Source organism: Anaerobacillus sp. 63XJN7_5_ISO-PGPR-S23-430 (genome assembly GCF_056173695.1).
Genome location: NZ_CM149686.1, coordinates 2,912,076 through 2,931,299 on the forward strand (window position 1 = coordinate 2,912,076; position 19,224 = coordinate 2,931,299).

16 protein-coding genes and 1 other annotated feature are annotated in these 19,224 nt (G+C 40.5%); of the genes, 1 reads left to right on the forward strand and 15 read right to left on the reverse strand.

The features are described from left to right. Nucleotides 1–117: 117 nt before the first annotated feature. The 12 genes from AC0VYJ_RS15415 to hemA form a co-directional block, all read right to left on the reverse strand. Nucleotides 118–1,827, reverse strand: coding sequence for a sensor domain-containing diguanylate cyclase (locus tag AC0VYJ_RS15415; RefSeq protein ID WP_475365557.1), 1,710 nt, complete (start codon nucleotides 1,825–1,827; stop codon nucleotides 118–120). A 112-nt stretch (nucleotides 1,828–1,939) separates the two neighbouring features. Then, nucleotides 1,940–3,235, reverse strand: a complete 1,296-nt coding sequence (locus tag AC0VYJ_RS15420) for a bifunctional folylpolyglutamate synthase/dihydrofolate synthase (RefSeq protein WP_475365558.1) — start codon at nucleotides 3,233–3,235, stop codon at nucleotides 1,940–1,942. Between the two features lie 56 nt (nucleotides 3,236–3,291). Continuing rightward, nucleotides 3,292–5,934 carry a valine--tRNA ligase gene (locus tag AC0VYJ_RS15425; RefSeq protein WP_430244348.1) on the reverse strand — a complete coding sequence of 881 codons (2,643 nt, stop codon included), beginning with the start codon at nucleotides 5,932–5,934 and terminating at the stop codon, nucleotides 3,292–3,294. A gap of 114 nt (nucleotides 5,935–6,048) precedes the next feature. Beyond that, nucleotides 6,049–6,273: a binding site (T-box leader), on the reverse strand. A 359-nt stretch (nucleotides 6,274–6,632) separates the two neighbouring features. Further along, on the reverse strand, nucleotides 6,633–7,598 hold the full coding sequence (locus tag AC0VYJ_RS15430) for a phosphotransferase (protein ID WP_475365559.1): 966 nt from the start codon (nucleotides 7,596–7,598) through the stop codon (nucleotides 6,633–6,635). After that, nucleotides 7,598–8,461: a hypothetical protein gene (locus AC0VYJ_RS15435; RefSeq protein WP_430244008.1), complete on the reverse strand. Its 864-nt coding sequence runs from the start codon at nucleotides 8,459–8,461 to the stop codon at nucleotides 7,598–7,600. The genes AC0VYJ_RS15430 and AC0VYJ_RS15435 overlap by 1 nt, the downstream gene beginning before the upstream one ends. Nucleotides 8,462–8,530: 69 nt before the next feature. Continuing rightward, nucleotides 8,531–9,565, reverse strand: a complete 1,035-nt coding sequence (gene spoVID / locus AC0VYJ_RS15440) for a stage VI sporulation protein D (protein WP_475365560.1) — start codon at nucleotides 9,563–9,565, stop codon at nucleotides 8,531–8,533. A gap of 142 nt (nucleotides 9,566–9,707) precedes the next feature. After that, the gene (hemL, locus tag AC0VYJ_RS15445) at nucleotides 9,708–10,994 is read right to left on the reverse strand and encodes a glutamate-1-semialdehyde 2,1-aminomutase (RefSeq protein ID WP_404681437.1); all 1,287 of its coding nucleotides are present in this window, start codon (nucleotides 10,992–10,994) and stop codon (nucleotides 9,708–9,710) included. Between the two features lie 24 nt (nucleotides 10,995–11,018). Then, nucleotides 11,019–11,996, reverse strand: coding sequence for a porphobilinogen synthase (gene hemB / locus AC0VYJ_RS15450; RefSeq protein WP_430244006.1), 978 nt, complete (start codon nucleotides 11,994–11,996; stop codon nucleotides 11,019–11,021). Nucleotides 11,997–12,008: 12 nt separating this feature from the next. Further along, complete coding sequence (locus AC0VYJ_RS15455; protein WP_475365561.1) at nucleotides 12,009–12,725, reverse strand: uroporphyrinogen-III synthase; 717 nt, start codon at nucleotides 12,723–12,725, stop codon at nucleotides 12,009–12,011. 26 nt (nucleotides 12,726–12,751) lie between these two features. After that, complete coding sequence (gene hemC / locus AC0VYJ_RS15460; RefSeq protein ID WP_475365562.1) at nucleotides 12,752–13,681, reverse strand: hydroxymethylbilane synthase; 930 nt, start codon at nucleotides 13,679–13,681, stop codon at nucleotides 12,752–12,754. A 30-nt stretch (nucleotides 13,682–13,711) separates the two neighbouring features. Beyond that, nucleotides 13,712–14,539 (reverse strand): cytochrome c biogenesis protein, encoded by an 828-nt coding sequence (ccsA, locus tag AC0VYJ_RS15465; protein ID WP_194219380.1) that lies wholly within the window; start codon nucleotides 14,537–14,539, stop codon nucleotides 13,712–13,714. A 17-nt stretch (nucleotides 14,540–14,556) separates the two neighbouring features. Beyond that, a complete protein-coding gene (hemA, locus tag AC0VYJ_RS15470) occupies nucleotides 14,557–15,930 on the reverse strand; it encodes a glutamyl-tRNA reductase (RefSeq protein ID WP_475365563.1) in 1,374 nt (457 codons plus the stop codon). 241 nt (nucleotides 15,931–16,171) lie between these two features. On the opposite strand from hemA, the gene AC0VYJ_RS15475 reads away from it, so the two are divergent. Further along, nucleotides 16,172–16,648: a LiaI-LiaF-like domain-containing protein gene (locus AC0VYJ_RS15475; RefSeq protein ID WP_475365564.1), complete on the forward strand. Its 477-nt coding sequence runs from the start codon at nucleotides 16,172–16,174 to the stop codon at nucleotides 16,646–16,648. A 22-nt stretch (nucleotides 16,649–16,670) separates the two neighbouring features. Here the strand turns inward: AC0VYJ_RS15475 and AC0VYJ_RS15480 are convergent, their stop codons facing one another. The 3 genes from AC0VYJ_RS15480 to AC0VYJ_RS15490 form a co-directional block, all read right to left on the reverse strand. Beyond that, nucleotides 16,671–17,411, reverse strand: a complete 741-nt coding sequence (locus AC0VYJ_RS15480) for an amino acid ABC transporter ATP-binding protein (RefSeq protein ID WP_276511803.1) — start codon at nucleotides 17,409–17,411, stop codon at nucleotides 16,671–16,673. 21 nt (nucleotides 17,412–17,432) lie between these two features. Further along, a complete protein-coding gene (locus AC0VYJ_RS15485) occupies nucleotides 17,433–18,092 on the reverse strand; it encodes an amino acid ABC transporter permease (protein WP_160918640.1) in 660 nt (219 codons plus the stop codon). Between the two features lie 79 nt (nucleotides 18,093–18,171). Then, the gene (locus AC0VYJ_RS15490) at nucleotides 18,172–18,987 is read right to left on the reverse strand and encodes a transporter substrate-binding domain-containing protein (protein WP_430243993.1); all 816 of its coding nucleotides are present in this window, start codon (nucleotides 18,985–18,987) and stop codon (nucleotides 18,172–18,174) included. Nucleotides 18,988–19,224: the final 237 nt, after the last annotated feature.

Sequence of the window (19,224 nt, forward strand, 5' to 3'; positions counted from 1 at the left end):
ACCGTACAACCCTGTGTTTTAAGTAAATTGTTGAACCCGTTCCAATTGAACGTTCCAAAAGGAATTCTTATAAAATCCCCGTTCTTCACAATTCGTGAAGAACGGGGATTTTCTTATTTATCCAACATAGCTCGCAACGCGGTTTCGCCCCTGCTGCTTTGCTCCAGTGTACATCGCTCGATCCGCGTTTCGTATCAACGTTTGCGCATCCTCTCCCTGATCAGGAGCCGTGGCCACACCAATACTAGCCGTTACGTAAATAACCTGGCGATTGCCGTTATCGAGATCATTATAAATTTCAAATGGACGATCCGCGATGGAACATCGTAAATCTTCTGCTACTTGAACACTCTTCTTATGAGAATGATTTTCTAGCAAAACGACAAACTCTTCTCCACCAAATCTTGCAACGGTGCCTCTGCCTCCAATTTCTTCTTCAAGTCGATTTGCTACCCCACAAAGCACTTCATTTCCACTAGGATGACCAAACGTGTCATTCACTTTCTTGAAATGATCCAGGTCGAGCAGAATGATAGAGAACGGATCAGGCGTTTTGTCAAAACGCTTGTATTTCTCATCCAATAACTCCCCAAAAAACCTGAAGTTGTATAAATTCGTTAATGGACATCGTTCACTTCGCCTTTTCGTCTCTTCATAATGCCTAGCATTATCAACAGCAACGGCTAAATAGTTAGCTAGTATTTGCAGGACAAGAATGTGATGTTTCTCATAAGAACGGACGCGGTCTGAAGCAAGAGTAATGATGCCTACAACATTTTTATTCCGCTTCATTGGGACGGAAATTACTGAGTTGGCAGCATCAGAAAGCACACCTTCCGTAAGATTCTTCCACTGAGACCTCTTCGTATACAAGCGGCTTCGTCCGCTTCGCCACACCCTTGAACTGATACCTTCCTGGTATAGGTTACTTTCTTCTTTTGAAACGATGCCACGCTCATTCTCATATCGTTTAATAACCGTTAGTCGCTTCACATGTTCGGCATCCATAATATAAGCATAATCCACAAGAAACATATCTTTCACTTCATTTAAGAAGACATTTAATATTTCATCAGTATCGAGAGATTGTGTGATTTGCTGTCCTATTTCACTTGTCTGCTGAAGAAGATTATTTACTTTTTGGCTGGAATAATAGAGCCTGAGCATAAGAGAAGCCAGTATAAATGGTACGCCTACAAAGAAAATAGCGACTGTACCTAGATATGTATGTAGCATATATAGTAAGAAGCCAACAGGAAGAGTCACCCCAGTTGATATCGCTTCCCAGAGCATATCTTTACCAAAAAATTTAGTATCAGCTTCTTTGTAAATATAAATTTTTAAAAAATGTAGGAGAATTTGATTTACAACTATAAGCGATAAGATGTATGCAATTGAAGGAACGAGCTGCGTAATCGCATCACCAGAGAATTCACCTACTGAACCACCGAGTAAATAGAAAAGTCCTCCGGAAACGAGTGAAACAAGCATAAACATCAGCATGTTAACAGGATAACGATGACTATCTTTTTTTGTGACACGTAAGTTTAAAAGAAAAACGAGTATCGCTAACTGAGTTAAGATCATTTCGACAAATAGACCATACCTTAAGAACACAGCAAGCGAGATCCCCTGGATAAAAAAAAGGTCAGTCCCCTTTACATTAATTGGCATCATAGCAACAACAGCAAGAAGCACAAACAATGCAAGAACATCTGCCCAATTTCCTGATAATACAGGAGGAAAGAAATAGAACGTTGCAAAAATGAGTAGTGGCCAGAACAAAAGCCATACCAACCAAACTTTACGTTTCATTAATGCAGTCAATTGTTTCCCCCTCCATCTTCCAAACTCAGGAAGAATATTTTTCCATATTAATGTGGTTAAGTTCTATTTTAGCAAAAAATGGCGAAAAAGTCCTAGCTTTTTCTATAAAATTCTAATTTTTTAGAAAACGGCGAACTTCAGAGACAAAGTAAAGAGAGCCCGTTATCAGAAGCAGGTCATTTTCAATCATCTCATCCATCATCACCTGGATGGCTTTCCGCCAGTTTTCCTCATATCTCTTATTAGCAAAAGTCGCTTTATTCGACAACTCCTCACCTGATATAGCTCTTGGAAATTCAAAGGTAGTAAACGAAATAGTCTCAATTAGAAGATAAAGTGGTTTTAGCATCGATTCAATATCTTTATCACCAAGAGCACTAAAGATAACATGTATGCGTGTCTCAGGGTAATGCTGCTTAAGCGTGTTAGCAAGACTTTCGACACCTTCCGGATTGTGCGCACCGTCCACAACAATAGTCGGATTTGAACGAAGCTGTTCAAATCGACCTGGCCACGTTGCTCTCTCCAGTCCGCGCTGAATCATATCCTGTTCAATATGTAGACCATAGAAAACACGTAAATATTCAAGTGTCATAAGCGCTGCGCCTGCATTTTTTACCTGGTGCTCACCCTTCATCTGAATGTGTAGATTTTCTAGTTTACGGTAAGGTGATTGAAAAGAAAAACGCTCCCCTTCCTTATCACTCATTTGCTCCTTAATAGAAAACTCTTCATTCAATCGATAAATTTTCGTCTTTTTCAATTTGGTCGTTTCATGTAAAAGAGTGAGTACCTCTTCTTTTTCAGCAGTTGTCACAAGAGGAACCCCTGACTTAATGATCCCCGCTTTTTCATAAGCAATTTGCTTAATATCACTCCCAAGGATGTGCGTATGATCGTATCCGACATTTGTAATCACACTTACAAGCGGGTTAATAATATTGGTTGAATCAAATCGTCCGCCAAGACCAACTTCCATCAAAACAAGGTCTGGATAGGCAATTGTCCCAAAATATAAGAGAGCGATAACCGTAATCACTTCAAATTCAGTTGGTGACCCAAGCGGAGAGACAGCAGCCATCTCAACAAGAGGCTGAACACGATTGCATAGAGCAACTAAGTCTTCTTCATTAATCGGTTGTCCATTAATAGCGATTCGTTCGCTAAACGATTCAATATAAGGAGAAGTAAAGCTTCCTACTTCATATCCTGACTCTTCGAGCACCGTCCGCAAGTACGTAACGGTTGATCCTTTTCCGTTCGTTCCGCCAACGTGTACCGTTTTTAACCGTCTTTCTGGATGATCGAGCTGATCCAGCATCCATTCCATACGCTCTAAACCTGGTTTTATGCCATGATTTAATAAACTATGAATCCAACTCACCGCTTCGTCATATGAGTGAAACATGCGTCCCGCTCCTTCCTTAAAAGAAGACGAATCTCTAAAAGAGATTCGTCATTTTCTTATTTTTTTAGTTCGTTTATACGAGCTTCTACGTTGCTTCGTCTCTCAAGATAATCCTTTTCTTTCGCTCGTTCTTCTTCGACGACTTTCTCAGGAGCTTTGCTAATAAAGCGTTCATTAGCGAGCTTCTTCTGAACACGATCAACTTCAGAATCTAGCTTCTTCATTTCTCCTTTTAGACGCTCGATTTCTTCATCAATATTGATTAACCCTTCAAGCGGCAAGAATAATTCAGCTCCAGATACAACAGCCGTCATCGATTTTTCCGGTGCCTGAAGTTCCGCTGAAATAGTCAAGGTTTCTGGGTTACAGAAGCGTTCGATGTATTGACTATTTTGCTCAAGCTGTTTCTGAGTATCAGCTGATTTCGGCTTAATACGAAGTTCAATCGGCTTGCTTGGTGCCACATTCATTTCAGCTCGAATGTTACGTACTGAACGAATAACTTCCGTTAGAAGCGCCATATCAGCAGCAGCTTCTTGGAAGTGAAGTTCTTCGTTCTTTACTGGCCAGCTTGCAACGGTAATCGATTCACCTTCATGAGGAAGGTGTTGCCAGATTTCTTCAGTAAGATAAGGCATGAATGGATGCAGAAGACGCATCGTTTGATCAAGTACATAAGCTAGAACAGAACGAGTTGTTTTCTTAGCTACTTCGTCTTCACCATAGAGCGGTAGTTTAGCCATTTCAATATACCAATCACAGAAGTCATCCCAGATAAAGTTGTAAAGGTAGCGACCCACTTCACCAAACTCATAGTTATTAATCAGGCGCGTCACTTGTTCAATCGTATCGTTTAAGCGAGTTAAAATCCATTTATCAGCTGTCGATTTTTCACCTGTTAAATCAAGTTCTTCATACGTCATGCCATCCATATTCATTAAAGCAAAACGAGAAGCGTTCCAAATTTTATTAGCAAAGTTCCACGTAGACTCTACCTTTTCCCAATAGAAACGGAGATCCTGACCTGGTGATGAGCCAGTGGATAGGAAGAAACGAAGGGAATCAGCACCGTACTTCTCAATGACATCCATTGGATCGACACCGTTACCGAGCGATTTACTCATCTTACGTCCTTCAGAATCACGTACAAGTCCATGAATGAGGACGTCGTTAAACGGGCGCTGCTCTGTAAATTCAATACCCTGGAAGATCATACGAGCTACCCAGAAATAAATAATGTCATAACCCGTTACTAGAACGTTTGTTGGGTAGAAACGGTTAAAGTCTTCAGCGTCTTCGTTTGGCCATCCCATTGTAGAAAAAGGCCAAAGCGCTGAACTAAACCACGTATCTAGAACATCAACGTCTTGCTCCCAGTTTTCAATATCAGCTGGCTCTTCCAGTCCAACGTGGATCTCTCCAGTTTCTTTATGATGCCACGCCGGAATACGATGCCCCCACCAAAGCTGTCTTGAAATACACCAGTCACGAATGTTCTCAATCCAATTTAAATACGTTTTTTCAAAACGCTCAGGTACAAAGTTCACTTTGTCGTCTGACTTCTGAAGAGCAATCGCCTGCTCAGCAAGAGGCCCCATTTTAACAAACCACTGTGTTGAAAGATAAGGTTCGACAACAGCACCGCTTCGCTCAGAATGACCTACGGAATGAACGTGCTCTTCAATGTTAAATAAGATTCCTTTATCCTGTAAATCTTTCACAAGTTTCTTACGGCATTCAAATCGGTCCATGCCCTTGTACTCTCCGGCATTCTCATTCATTGACCCATCTTCATTCATTACGAGAATGCGCTCAAGGTTATGACGGTTACCAATTTCGAAGTCATTCGGATCGTGAGCTGGAGTGATTTTCACAGCGCCTGAACCAAATTCCATATCAACGTAATCATCCGCAACAATTTCAATTTCACGACCTACAATTGGCAAAATCGCTTTCTTGCCAACTAGGTGCTTGTAGCGCTCATCTTTTGGATGAACCGCAATACCTGAGTCACCTAGCATTGTTTCAGGACGCGTTGTTGCAATTTCGATATGTCCTGAGCCATCTGCAAGAGGATAGCGCATATGATAGAAGTGACCAGTTACTTCCTGGTGAATAACTTCAATATCTGAAAGGGCCGTTTTTGTTTGTGGGTCCCAGTTGATAATATATTCACCGCGATAAATTAAGCCCTTCTCATATAGCTTCACAAATACTTCACGTACTGCATCAGAAAGACCGTTATCAAGTGTAAAACGCTCTCTTGAATAATCTAGAGAAAGACCAAGCTTCGCCCACTGGCTACGAATAAAATCCGCATACTCTTCTTTCCATTCCCACGACTTCTCTAGGAACTTCTCTCGGCCAAGGTCATAGCGCGAGGTACCTTCTTCGCGGAGCTTCCCTTCAACTTTTGCCTGTGTCGCAATCCCAGCATGGTCCATTCCTGGAAGCCAGAGAACATCATATCCCTGCATACGCTTTACACGCGATAGAATATCTTGAAGCGTTGTATCCCAAGCATGCCCGAGGTGTAGTTTACCTGTAACGTTCGGCGGGGGGATTACAATTGTATAAGGTTCTTTATCTTTATCACCTGTTGCCTCAAAAAATTTGCCATCTACCCAATACGGGTACCATTTCTGCTCTGTTGCCTTCGGGTCGTACTTCGTCGGCATCGTTAGCTCTTTATTCGCCATTGTCACTCTTCCTTTCCATTCAATAAGTCTCAGGACATTTCTTCGGCTTTCCTTGTTCTCTTTCCACGAAGGTGTAAGCTTTTTAGACAACAAAAAAACTTCCTCCATCCTTAGGAAAAGGACGAAAGAAGTATTTTCGCGGTACCACCTTTATTTACAGCTAAATAAACGTTAGCTGTACGCTTCATTCGAATAACGGGATTACCGGATTCTCCTACTACTCGTTCAGAGAAACAGCTCAAGGGCGACTTCGAATGCTACGATCCTGAGAAATCTTTCAGCAAATGACTTCTCTCTCTGAAGGGTTCACATTCTACTACTCCCTATCTTTGCCTGTCGACTATTTGTATCACTAAGTTTACCTTTTTGATTCGAGATCGTCAAGATCATAAGAGCCCTTTTTCTTAGCTTAGCCAGTTCGCTCCCGCCTTAATCACCCAATTCCAACTTCCCACATAGTCTATTTGTAACAATAACTGAAAACAAAGGGGAATACCTGATATGAAAAAACGGTTTGGTGGAATGAATCGCTTTCAGATCCCACCCTCGTTATATAAGTTCAGAGATATTTGCGCTCAGTTCGTACCTCCGTTTATTGTGTTTCAAACGATCCGAACAATCCTTTTTCCAACATCTATAGATGTACTCATATTAATAATCCTTGTTGCCTTAGAAGTGTGCTTTTACTTTGAATGGATCTAGAAGCTTTCTAGAACGTTATTTATCCCATTCATCACTTCTATTTTTTTCGTAAATAGGCGGACATGCTTAATATGTGGCCATTGTTGTCGGTTTTCATTAAATAATGACACGCTATTAAAAACCGACTCTGGAAAATATAAATAGCTTGCAAGAAGCTCCTTTTCCTCATCATTAAGAGAAAATTGGGCTTCATATCTGGCAAGATGAGCAGTTGTGGCAGCAGGGTTGAATTGAAAAGGTTGAATAGATGAGCGAATAAAATAAGCAACATCCCTTATAGGAGTATCGCTAACTGACTTTTCGAAATTAATGAAATACCCTCTCCCCCCGCTTGATACATAATGAGAAGGAGAGCATTTTCCGTGACAGAGAACACTTCGATACCGTTTTGTTTCCAGAATTTGCTCATACCAGTCATCTAATCTTCTTTTCGCGAGCTCACAATACCTCATCAGCATGTGAAAATGTGATACAAAGGTAAGCTCAAATGGCGAAAGATAAATGCGTTTTTCAATTTGACTTACGTATTTCTCCATTTCAAATTGTCTACTTTCTCTTAATAAAACCATTTTCTGATACGACTGTTTGATCACTTCTTCAGAAAAAGCTTGCTCTTTAGCAGTATAGCCATGTAATTCAGCTAGGTTATGAACGAGAAGCTCATTTTTCTGAGCCGGACTTGTTTCCCTTTCATCTACCCATGGCGTTAAATAAACGATGTTGTTCCCTTGATAAACGAAGGAATCCCCATACTTTGTTCGAACAAGCGGTACATAACCTTCGAATTTCAGCTGTTTAAACCGCTCCTCTAGATAAAGCATACGATCCATCTGTTCTTTACTAAGCTTCGTTTTTTTTAAAGCAAACGCGCCTCTCTCTGTTTCGATCTTTGTGATTTTCCCCATTTGTACAACCCGTTCAGGATATAAATCATATTGAAATAAGAGTGCTGGATCGCTCATTAGAAGGTAACCCTCCTATCTGAAAGGGAGAGCTCAAGTTCCCTTAACATATCTCTATTTGCTTCCCACTTATCAATAAACTCTTTCATGACCTGATCAGGGTCATTCATATTCGATTGCAATGCCTGAATACACTCCTGCCACTCCCATGGAGCAAAAATAGCCTGAATAAGTCTGTGTTTCATATCGTCTTCCACGCCATTCACTAACGCTTCAAAGCATTTTACAAAATGATGGGAGTTTTTAAGAGCATACCAGGATTGAACTTCTTTCCTAATAACTTCGGAAGCAGAAACAGGTGATTCGTCGCTACTTTCAAAGTAGATTTGGCCTAAAACCTCTTTTAAAACTTGGTGAGTAAATGGAATGAATGGAAGCGAATAACACACCTCAAAATTCAGACGCTTTTTCACTTCTGGAATAAGGTTAACAAGTAACAAGTATTGTTCCTTATACGTTAATTTTATAGATGATAACTCTTCTAACGTCTTACGATAAGGGAAATCTAATGTAAGAGTAGCCTTCTCATCTCCGGTACTTAGTAGTGTCGCAAGTAAATATCCTTTCATTTCAGGAACGACGTCCAATGGGTAAACTTCTTCTACATGATCATGTATAGTCAAATAATCGTTTTCTATTCGGATAAATCCTTTCCCTTCACTTGTTCGAATCATTCGATTACAAAGAAGTCCATGTTGAGAAAAAAGACGGTCACGGAAGTTGAGATGATACTCAAGCAAATCCCGATCCCGCCAGTATGATAGTTTTCTTTTACCTAAATGGGTCATGATCAATTGTGGTTTCTCTAACCATTGGACAACTTTTAGATCATACTTCTCTTCAATGATCGCTACGAGATCCATTTCAATTACCCCTTTATCCCCTACCTTATTTGCAACATTCCAAAAGGTAGGGGCAGCAAACAATTTAAGTTAACGATTGACAGGAATATATAAGATCTGTCCTTCCTTCACTTCATCTTCCTCAAGTCGATTAACGCGCGCAAGATGACTTGGTAGGACTCGATAGCGTTCCGCTATTTCGGTTAACGAATCCCCAGGCTGGATAATACACATCTTCATTCTCGAAAATTGTTCTTCTTCTTTTGTCAGCATACTTGTAAGATAGAGCGCATTTTCTTCGCGCGGTGCTTGATTCCGGTTTTCCTGACGCTCTTGTTCCTCCTCTTCATAGTTATAATGATCGTCTTGATATGACCTCGTTTCTTCTACGATTGGCTGGTTATTATATTCATTGGAACCATCCATTTGCCTAGCCATTCTCGTGAGAAAGTCATACGTGGGTTCCGGCTGCTCTTGATCATCGTTCTCTAGTTCATTTACTTCATATGAGTCTGACTTAGCTCTCATACCTACTTGTGGAGCGCGTAAATGATAGGCCTGTTCCAATGATTCTTCCTCATTGTCATCAACGTATTTAATATCATTCTCCCAGATTGCATCTTCCTCTGTTGTATAATCCTCTGTCCCTTCGTCCTCTTCTACAACGTATAGTTCAGCTTCGTCCTCTTCCACACGATTTTGATCCCCCTGAATGCCACTAATGGAAATATCTGCTTTCAACTGAAGGCAATTCTCTTCCACTAGAGAGTAATCAAACGTGTCAACCGTAACGAAAATTTCCTCGAGACTCCTTATACGGCTTGCTGGAATCGTAATATCAACAGGGAAACGATGCCCCATTGACGCTGTACCATCTTCTCTAACGTTCACCTCATGAATGGAACGATAAGGGGAAGCTTCGTTAATAACTTCCTCATCTGTTTGGTCACGCTGCAAATATTCACCCGTTAAATATAAACAGCCTTTCACAGCTACATAATCCTCATACTCTTCAATCGAAATTTCAGGGTCAAGTGAGATAGATAGAACCTCTTCAACTTCCTGTCCTTTCTTTAACCAGACCTGCTCCTCCACGGAGAAATGCAAATATGAGCCTTCAGGCATGCCTTCTCCTCCTTTCAAACATTATCCATACATTACACATGTATGAGTGATTCACAGGATTATGTCTAAATTGAAAAAGAATGAAGAAGTTTTCAATTTCTTATCATAGAAAAAGCTACCGGCAAATGCCGGTAGCTTTAGGTTAGACTAGTTTAGAGAAAGCCGCTTCTGCAGCCGCAATCGTTTCATCAATATCGTGATCTGTATGGGCGGTTGACAAGAACATTCCTTCAAATTGAGAAGGGGGAAGTGAAATCCCTTGTTCAAGCATTTCTTTAAAATAGTTTGTAAAATGTTCAAGATTTGAAGAGGATGCTGTTTCAAAATTAATCACATCTTCATTAGTAAAGAAGAAACCAACCATCGATCCTGCACGATTTACTGTATGAGGGATATTGTATTTTGCAGCAGCTTTTGAAAGTCCTTCTCCAAGTCGCTCTGCTTTCCGTTCAAATTCCTCATAACTTTCTGGTGTGAGTTGCGATAAGGTTTCATACCCAGCCGTCATAGCTAGCGGATTTCCACTTAACGTTCCCGCTTGATAAATCGGACCGCTTGGTGCGATTTGGTCCATGATTTCTTTCTTACCGCCGTAAGCGCCAACAGGGAGCCCACCGCCAATAACTTTACCTAGACACGTAAGATCGGGTGTAACATTGTAATATCCTTGAGCGCAATTATACCCAACGCGGAAGCCTGTCATAACTTCATCAAAAATAAGAAGTGTGCCATTCTCTTCCGTTATCTTACGAATTTCTTCAAGATAGCCCTGCTGTGGTGGGACGACCCCCATGTTACCTGCTACAGGTTCAATAATGACGCCGGCAATGTCATCTCCAAATTCTTTGAATGCGTAACGTAAGCTTTCAAGATCATTATATGGAACCGTAATCGTGTTTTTCGCAATTCCCTCAGGTACGCCAGGACTGTCAGGTAGCCCAAGCGTTGCAACACCTGAACCTGCTTTTATTAATAACGAATCCCCATGACCATGATAGCAGCCTTCAAACTTAAGGATTTTATTACGGCCAGTATATCCTCTAGCTAAACGTAAAGCACTCATAGTGGCTTCCGTTCCTGAATTCACCATACGAACAATTTCAATAGATGGGACTCGATCAATCACTAGTTCAGCTAGTTTCGTTTCATACTTACTTGGTGCACCAAAGCTCGTTCCAAGCTCTGTCACAGCTTTAAGGCGATCAACAACCTGTTCATCAGCATGACCGAGAATAAGTGGTCCGTACGAAAGGACGTAATCAATATACTCATTTTGGTCGATATCATAAATTTTAGATCCTTTTCCTTTTTCCATAAAAATAGGATCCATACCAACTGATTTAAACGCCCTAACTGGACTGTTCACACCACCTGGCATTACTTTAGATGCTTCTTGAAAAGCTTCCTTAGAACGATCAAAATTACCCATTTTTACAACCCCTCTCTTTCAGTTCTATTGATCTAGCCAGCGAGCAGCATCTTTCGCAAAATATGTGATAATTAAATCTGCTCCTGCGCGCTTCATGCTTGTTAATTTCTCAAGGACAACCTCTTGTTCATTTAGCCACCCGTTCTGACTCGCAGCCTTTATCATGGAATATTCCCCACTTACATTATAGGCAACCATCGGTAGAGGATAACGATCTTTCAGTTCACGAATGATATCAAGATAAGAAAGAGCCGGTTTAACCATTAAGAAATCTGCCCCTTCTGCGATATCGCTCTCTGCTTCTCGAATAGCTTCGAGTCGATTAGCAGGATCCATTTGATACGTTTTACGATCTCCGAACTGCGGAGTACTATGAGCCGCATCGCGGAAAGGACCATAGAAAGCAGATGAGAATTTCACAGCATAGCTCATCACCGGGACGTCAACAAAGCCCGCTTCATCAAGACCCTTGCGAATAGCTGATACAAACCCATCCATCATATTCGACGGTGCAATCATATCTGCTCCAGCTTTCGCTTGAGAAACCGCTGTTTTAGTAAGTAACTCTAGAGACTGGTCATTTTGTACATACCCGTTTTCGATCACACCACAATGGCCATGATCCGTATATTGACAAAGACATGTATCTGCAATAACAGTTAATTCAGGAAACGCTTCTTTAATTTGTGCAATAGCTCTTTGCACGATTCCAGTATCACAGTATGCTTCTGATCCAACCGCATCCTTGTGATTTGGTACACCAAACATCATAATTGACTTAATGCCAAGGTCAACAACTTCCTGTACCTCTTCATTCAAACGGTCTAATGAATAGTGATAAACACCAGGCATAGAAGGAATTTCGCGTTTTACATTCTCTTCTTCAACTGCAAATATGGGATAGATGAAATCCTCTTTATGTAAATAGGTTTCTCTCACGAGTGATCTCATTGATTCAGATCGTCTTAAACGACGATGACGATGAAAGTTTCCTGTTTCCATTATACTTTCCTCCTATTTTTCAAAGAAATGCTCAAGGCTATCAAGCATTCCTTCAATTGTATATTGATCAGGGACTACCTGAGGTACGATCCCATAAGACAGTAGCGTCTTTTCAGTAATAGGTCCGATTACCACTATTGTGATCCCTTTAAGCTTATCTTTCAAATTCTCGGCTTGAAGAAGTTGATTAAAATGGTGGACCGTTGACGAAGAAGTGAACGTAATCACATCACACTCCCGCTCTTCAATCACTCTTTTCAATGCTGCCCTGGACTCGTAAGGAATGACTGTGTCATAGATAGGTAAGTCAGTTACGTTAAATCCAAGATCCCTTAATTGCCCCGGCAATACTGCTCGACCAAGATTCCCTCTTGGTAATAGCATCTTCTCATTTGGGTCAGCCTTGCGAGACAAAGCAGCTACAAGCCCTTCTGCTATAAAATCCTTTGGCATAAGATTGATTTCAATCCCATATCGCTTTAGGGCCTTAGCTGTTTTACTTCCAACCGCTGCAACCTTTACACCTATTGGAACCTTCGCTTGCTTCAAAAAAAACCGCACACCATTCGCACTTGTAAACACAATCCAGCTATATTCACTCAACGTGATCGAATTCAACAATTGATTCCGAGATTCGAATGAAATAAGAGGGATTTCAATAGAAATCCCCTCTTTTTCTTCAATTAATTTCGTAAATGATGTTGCCTGCTCCCGAGCTCTCGTGACCAATACACGCTTTCCTGAGAGCGGCGAGATCATTGGTCTAATTCTTCTTTCACACGGTCGAGGATATCCTTAGCTCCCTGTTCTTTCATTCTATTTGCAAGTGTGTTCCCTACCTGGATAGGATCATCACCAATTTCCATTTCTTTAATAATGATCGAACCATCAGGTTCTCCCACTAATCCAGTAACCGTAAGCGTCTCATCCTTAAGCGTCGCATGACCGGCAATCGGCACCTGACATCCACCTTCGAGGGTATGAAGAAAAGCTCGCTCCGCTAATACTGTTTTCGTCGTTTCATAATCACTGAATTGATTTAAAATAGCTCGTAGCTCATCATCACTTTCTCGACATTCAATCGATAAAGCACCTTGTCCAACAGCCGGTACACACAAATCAGGATCAAGGTATTCTGTAACAATCTCCTTTGACCACCCCATACGGTGTAGACCCGCTGCAGCTAGTACAATGGCGTCAAAATCTTCATCTGTAAGCTTACGTATACGCGTGTCAATATTTCCGCGAATCCACTTAATCTCCACATCCGGACGAATGGCTTTCAACTGTGCACCACGTCTCAAACTGCTAGTTCCTATTACGGCACCTTCTGGAAGCTCTCTGAACGTCTTCTTCGATTCAGAAATAATCACATCTCGATGATCTTCACGTTCAGGTATACACCCAATCATTAATCCTTCAGGCAAAATAGAAGGCATATCCTTCATACTATGAACCGCCATATCAATATCTCCTCTTAACATGGCGTCTTCAATTTCCTTCACAAATAGTCCTTTTCCCCCAACTTTTGAGAGCGTAACATCAAGAATTTTATCACCACGAGTGACAATCTCTTTGATTTCAAAATCAACATCCGGATTTAATTCCTTTAGTTTACTGATCACCCATTTTGTTTGAGTGATCGCTAATTTACTTCTTCTTGAACCAACTACGATTTTACGCATTATTTATCCTCCAAACTTTCAGTGCTCCCCTTATACATACCAGAAATGGAATTCTGAAAATGTTCCAGAAAGGAAGACATTAATTAAAACGATAAGAAACGCCGCTACGTTCCATAAAGCAAGGGATTTCCCTTCCATATCTCTAGCTACCTTTTGATATAAATACGTACTATATGCGCCAAGAACAAAGAAAGAGATAATAACCTTTGCATCCAGTAAGCTGAATGTATCTACTTTCAAGATCGCCCATACGATTCCTAAAATCAGGCTCAGTAACAAAAGCGGCACACCCAGAACGCTACATAAATAAGACAATTTCTCAAGCTGTGACAAATCCCCAAATCTTCTCAGTCGTTTGCTCCACTTCTTGCCTTTTAACATTTGATAGAGAGTTAAATACATAATCGAGAAAATAAAGGAAAGTGAAAATGCTCCATATGATAAGAAAGCCATCGTAATATGAATAATCGAAAGCTCAGACATAAGCTGTTCTGTGAGTAAACTCGATGCCTGCTCTCGAGTAGCAAATAAGTTGATGGCCATGATACTGAAACCGAGTACATTTGCAAAAAAGACAAAGAAATCGACTCGAAAAAACCAATTAATTAAGAGTGATAGTGAGACAATCACCCACGCATAAAAAAATAACCCCTCAAAAGGTGTTAAAATCGGGAAGCCGCCAATTTCAATAATCTGCGTTACAAGAAACGCACTTTGCAGGATCCAGACAATAGAAAGCAACCAGAAAGCAAACTGATTTACTTTCCGGTTGTTCTGCAAGAAATCAATAAAATACCCAAGTACACTAAGTGCATAAAGTAATATCGTTATATCATAAAGCCAGCTGGCGTTCGTCACAAATCATGTCTCCTCTCCTAGGAGCGCAACTGCGATACCTGTAATAAAGGGGAGTAGTCAACGGATTCATGCTGTCTTTTTTCTTCGTTTTCTTTCACTCTTTGCTTATGGAGTTCTCTCTCAATCTCTTCTTCAATCGCAAATATTTTAGTGAAGATCTCAAGCGACTCTTCTGCATTTGGCTCTGCAGCCATCTCCTTCACTCGCACTATAGGATCACGTAGCAGCTGGTTCACTATACTTTTCGTATGCTTACTCAATACTTTTCGTTCCCGATCTGTTAAATTAGGCAGTTTGCGTTCAATACTATTCATTGTTTCTGCTTGAATCGCAAGTGCCTTCGTACGTAATGCTGTAATCATCGGTACAACTCCAAGTGTATTGAGCCAATCTCTAAATTGAACTAGATCTTCTTCAATCATAAGTTCAATTTTCTCTGCTTCCTTCTTACGCTCTGCAATGTTTGTTTCGACAATCCCTTCTAGATCGTCAATATCGTATAAGAAAACAGAGTCCATATTATTAAGTGATGGATCTAGATCTCTTGGAACAGCAATATCTACCATAAACAATGGACGACCTCTTCGCTTTTTAAGTAGAGGTTTGACATTTTGTTCTGTTAGAACATAACTTGTTGAGCCTGTTGAACTGATTAGAATGTCTGCATCAGCAAGCGCAGTTTCTACTTCATCCATAGAACGAGCCTGTCCTTTAAAACGCGAAGCAAGCTCTGTCGCTTTCTCAAGCGTTCGATTTACGACCGTCACTTGGTCTACACCGTTGCTTTGCAAATTCTTAGCAGTGAGTTCCCCCATTTTGCCTGCGCCAAGAATGACAACGTGTTTATTTTGAAGTCCACCAAAGATCTTCTTGGCTAATTCGACCGCAGCATAGCTCACCGAAACGGCATTTTCTCCAATTTCGGTTTCGGAATGTGATCGTTTAGCAAGAGTAATCGCTTGTTTAAAAAGCTGGTTAAAAATCGTTCCTGTTGTCTCTGAATCCTGAGCAAGCAAGAAAGCATCACGAACTTGTCCAAGGATTTGCGTCTCCCCGATGACAAGCGAATCAAGTCCAGCGGCTACACGATAAAGATGTTCTGTTGCCGCATCGTTTTCGCGAATCACTAGATATGGTGAAAATTCTTCTTTCTCAATTCCAAACCATTCAGATAGAAAAGCTTTTGAATAATATCTCCCTGTATGAAGCTGATCAGCAACAACATATAACTCTGTACGGTTACATGTTGATAAGATCACCGCTTCTAGAATACTTTTAGAGTGACGCAACTTATCTAGCGCTTCAGGCAATTCGTTCTCCTGAAAGGAAAGTTTCTCTCGTATTTCAACAGGGGCTGTTTTGTGGTTCAACCCTACGACCAGGATGTGCATCGTTCCACCCCCAAAAAATTGTTAGCTAAAACTAATCTTTTGCTATCATACCGTCTCTAATTATTGTAACATGTGACAAAACTCACAGAGTTATGAAATGTGAACAGACTATGAAAGCAATTATGATATGATGAAGAAAGTATTATCTCTGCATATTATTAGTAGTCATACAACTATTAATGTACCAGAAAATCAATTGTATAGCAAAAAATGCGTATTTCTGACAATAGGAGGATTTTCATTGAAACGTCAAAGTATTTTTCCGGGTGTTTTATTTATTGGAATCGGCCTTTATTATCTCTCACAAACGTTAAATCTGCCTTTTTCTGAACAACTAATGAATTGGCAAATAATCCTAATCGTTATCGGTGTAGCGATGATGATTCAAGGCTTTATTGCGAGAGAAGGAAACATGCTTTTTCCTGGAGTACTCCTACTTGGCCTTGGTGTCCATTTCTACTTCGTCAATAAACTCGCTATCTGGCCAGACAGCTGGGGCATGTATACCCTTATATTAAGTGCTGCCTATCTCGTTACATATTATAAGACCAAGAAAACAGGCCTCATTCCAGGTTTAATTCTACTTGCCATATCCATTATTGAACTTCTATACACCGGGTTAGAAATTTGGCTTACGACTACTTTTTCTTTCGTAGGAAAATTCTGGCCTCTTGCTTTAATTGCAATCGGTATCTATCTTGTAACAAAAAAAAAGTAAGGAGCAGCAGCTCCTTACTTTTTTATAGAATTGAACTTAAAAAGTCTTGTGTTCTCTGTTCTTTTGGATCGTTGAACAGTTCGTTCGGGTGACCCTTCTCTACAATTTTACCGTCGTGCATGTATACGACCCAGTCTCCCACTTCGCGTGCAAAGCCCATTTCATGTGTGACCACCACCATGGTCATTCCCTCTTTCGCTAATTCCTTCATAGTTGAAAGAACCTCTCCTACAAGTTCAGGATCTAGCGCCGAAGTCGGCTCATCAAAAAGCATAATGTCTGGCTTCATCGCGAGTGAACGTGCTATTGCAACTCGCTGCTTTTGCCCACCTGAAAGTTTGTTCGGATACACATTTGCTTTATCAGCTAGCCCTACTTTCGCAAGAAGTTCTTTGCCTTCTTTCTCAGCCTCAGCACGCTTCAATTTCTTAACCATTAACGGTGCTTCGATAACGTTTTCTAAAACGGATTTATGGGGGAATAAGTTGAAATGTTGAAATACCATTCCAACACGCTGCCTTACTTTATTTAGATCATTTCTTTTAGGATCGATTGTTTCACCCTCAATGATGACATTCCCGCTATTCTTGATTTCAAGAAAATTCATACAGCGTAGCAATGTGCTTTTACCTGAACCACTAGCTCCAATCAGAACAACAACGTCACTTTCATTAACTTCAAGATCAATATCCTTAAGGACATGGAGGTCACCAAAGGATTTGTTCAATTTCTCTACTCGAATCATTTCAGCTTTTTCGGCCATTTCTAACACCTCTCTGGTTTCTTAATCACTAGCTGATAGTCGTTTCTCAAGAAGGTTAACTAAGAACGTAAAGATTAGAACCAACACAAGATAATATACAGCAACTATAAGTAAATACGTCATTTCATCAAACGTTCTTGCTCCCTGCGTAGTCGCAACGCTAAACAATTCTGGTAGAGCAATAAAGGCTGCTAGAGAGGAATCTTTCAAACCAATGATAAATTGGTTACCCAGTGGCGGAAGTGCTCGTCTGAATGCTTGTGGAAGGATAATCCGTCTCATAGCAAGAGTATGACTCATTCCAAGAGAGCGTCCTGCTTCCATCTGACCTTTGTCGATTGATTGAATCGAACCTCGAAAGATCTCTGCAATATAAGCCCCATTATGGAGAGCAAGTCCGATCGAAGCAGCCCAGAATTTCGGAATGTTGAATTCAGTTAAACCAAAATAGAAAATAAAGATTTGCACAATAAGTGGTGTACCTCGAATGACAGCGATATACACATTCGCAATCCAATTAAGTATTTTTGATTGAGATATTTTAAAAAGTGCAAAAAACAGTCCAATAAAAACAGCTATCAAAACAGATACAAATGTAACTCGAATCGTTAGCCATAAACCTTCAAAGAAAACTGGGTAGCTTTCTAATAATGTTTCAAAAAAATGAGCAAAAGTTGGCAAGTGCGATCAGCTCCTTAGAATTCGGTAACGTAACAGGTTAAAAAAAGGAATGTGCGCACATCGCACACATTCCTTTTCCTTACTCACTGTCAGGACTCTGGGTGATGTCTACTCCGATGTATTCCTCACTTAGCTTTGTTAGTGTTCCATCTTCTTTTAACTCTTCTAAAGCTTTGTTAACGGCTTCAAGAAGATTTGAGTTCTCTTTCTTAATGGCAACAGCTTGTTCACTTGTACCAAGTTGCTCAACCTTCTCAATCTTGAAACCTTCTTCGATTGCTTGTTTACCTGTAATGTCATCTGTAATAACTGCATCATGCTTTCCTTCACTTAATGCACGCAGTGCAGTTTGATCACTATCGTAATTTGAAATCTTATCAGTGTACTCTTCGGCTGATTTTTCGTAAGTGGAACCTTTAGATACAGCGACATCTTTGCCACTTAGATCTTCTACACTCTTAATATCGCTCCCAGGCTGAACATAAAGTACAGGTCCCGAATAGTAGTATGGTTCACTAAAATTAACTGCTTCTTTACGCTCATCCGTAATCGTATGACTAGCTACTGCCGCATCATAACGACCTGACTGAATGGCCGATACCATACCGCTAAATTTAAATTTCTCTACAGCGGGTTCAAGATCTAACTTTTCTGCGATGGCTTTACCAACTGCTACGTCAAAGCCATCAAGATCTCCATTCTTATCTACTGTACTAAACGGTGGGAATTCACCCGAAACGACGTAGCTGAATTTACCGTCTTCTGTTAATTCTAGACCGTCGTCTCCTTCAGAACCAGATGATCCACTTTCTTCTTCGTTCCCTCCACAAGCGGCTAAAACAAGCACAAACAATAACATTATTGCGGTTAGAAAACTCCATTTTCTTTTCATCATCACGTGTCCCCCTTGAACGACTTTTCAAACTTGCAGTTATGATTATGTAAACTGCGATACTTTTATAATACCAATTTTTAGACATTTCTATCAATTCTGACTTGTGGCTTGTACACCTCCTAATTCCTCCTAAGAGTGGATAACAGAAAACCAGCCTCTATATCCTTCTGTTTGCTTCATTTTATTTCCATTCCCTTTCTATTTGAATTAAAAACCTTAAATTGCTAATTATCTGAA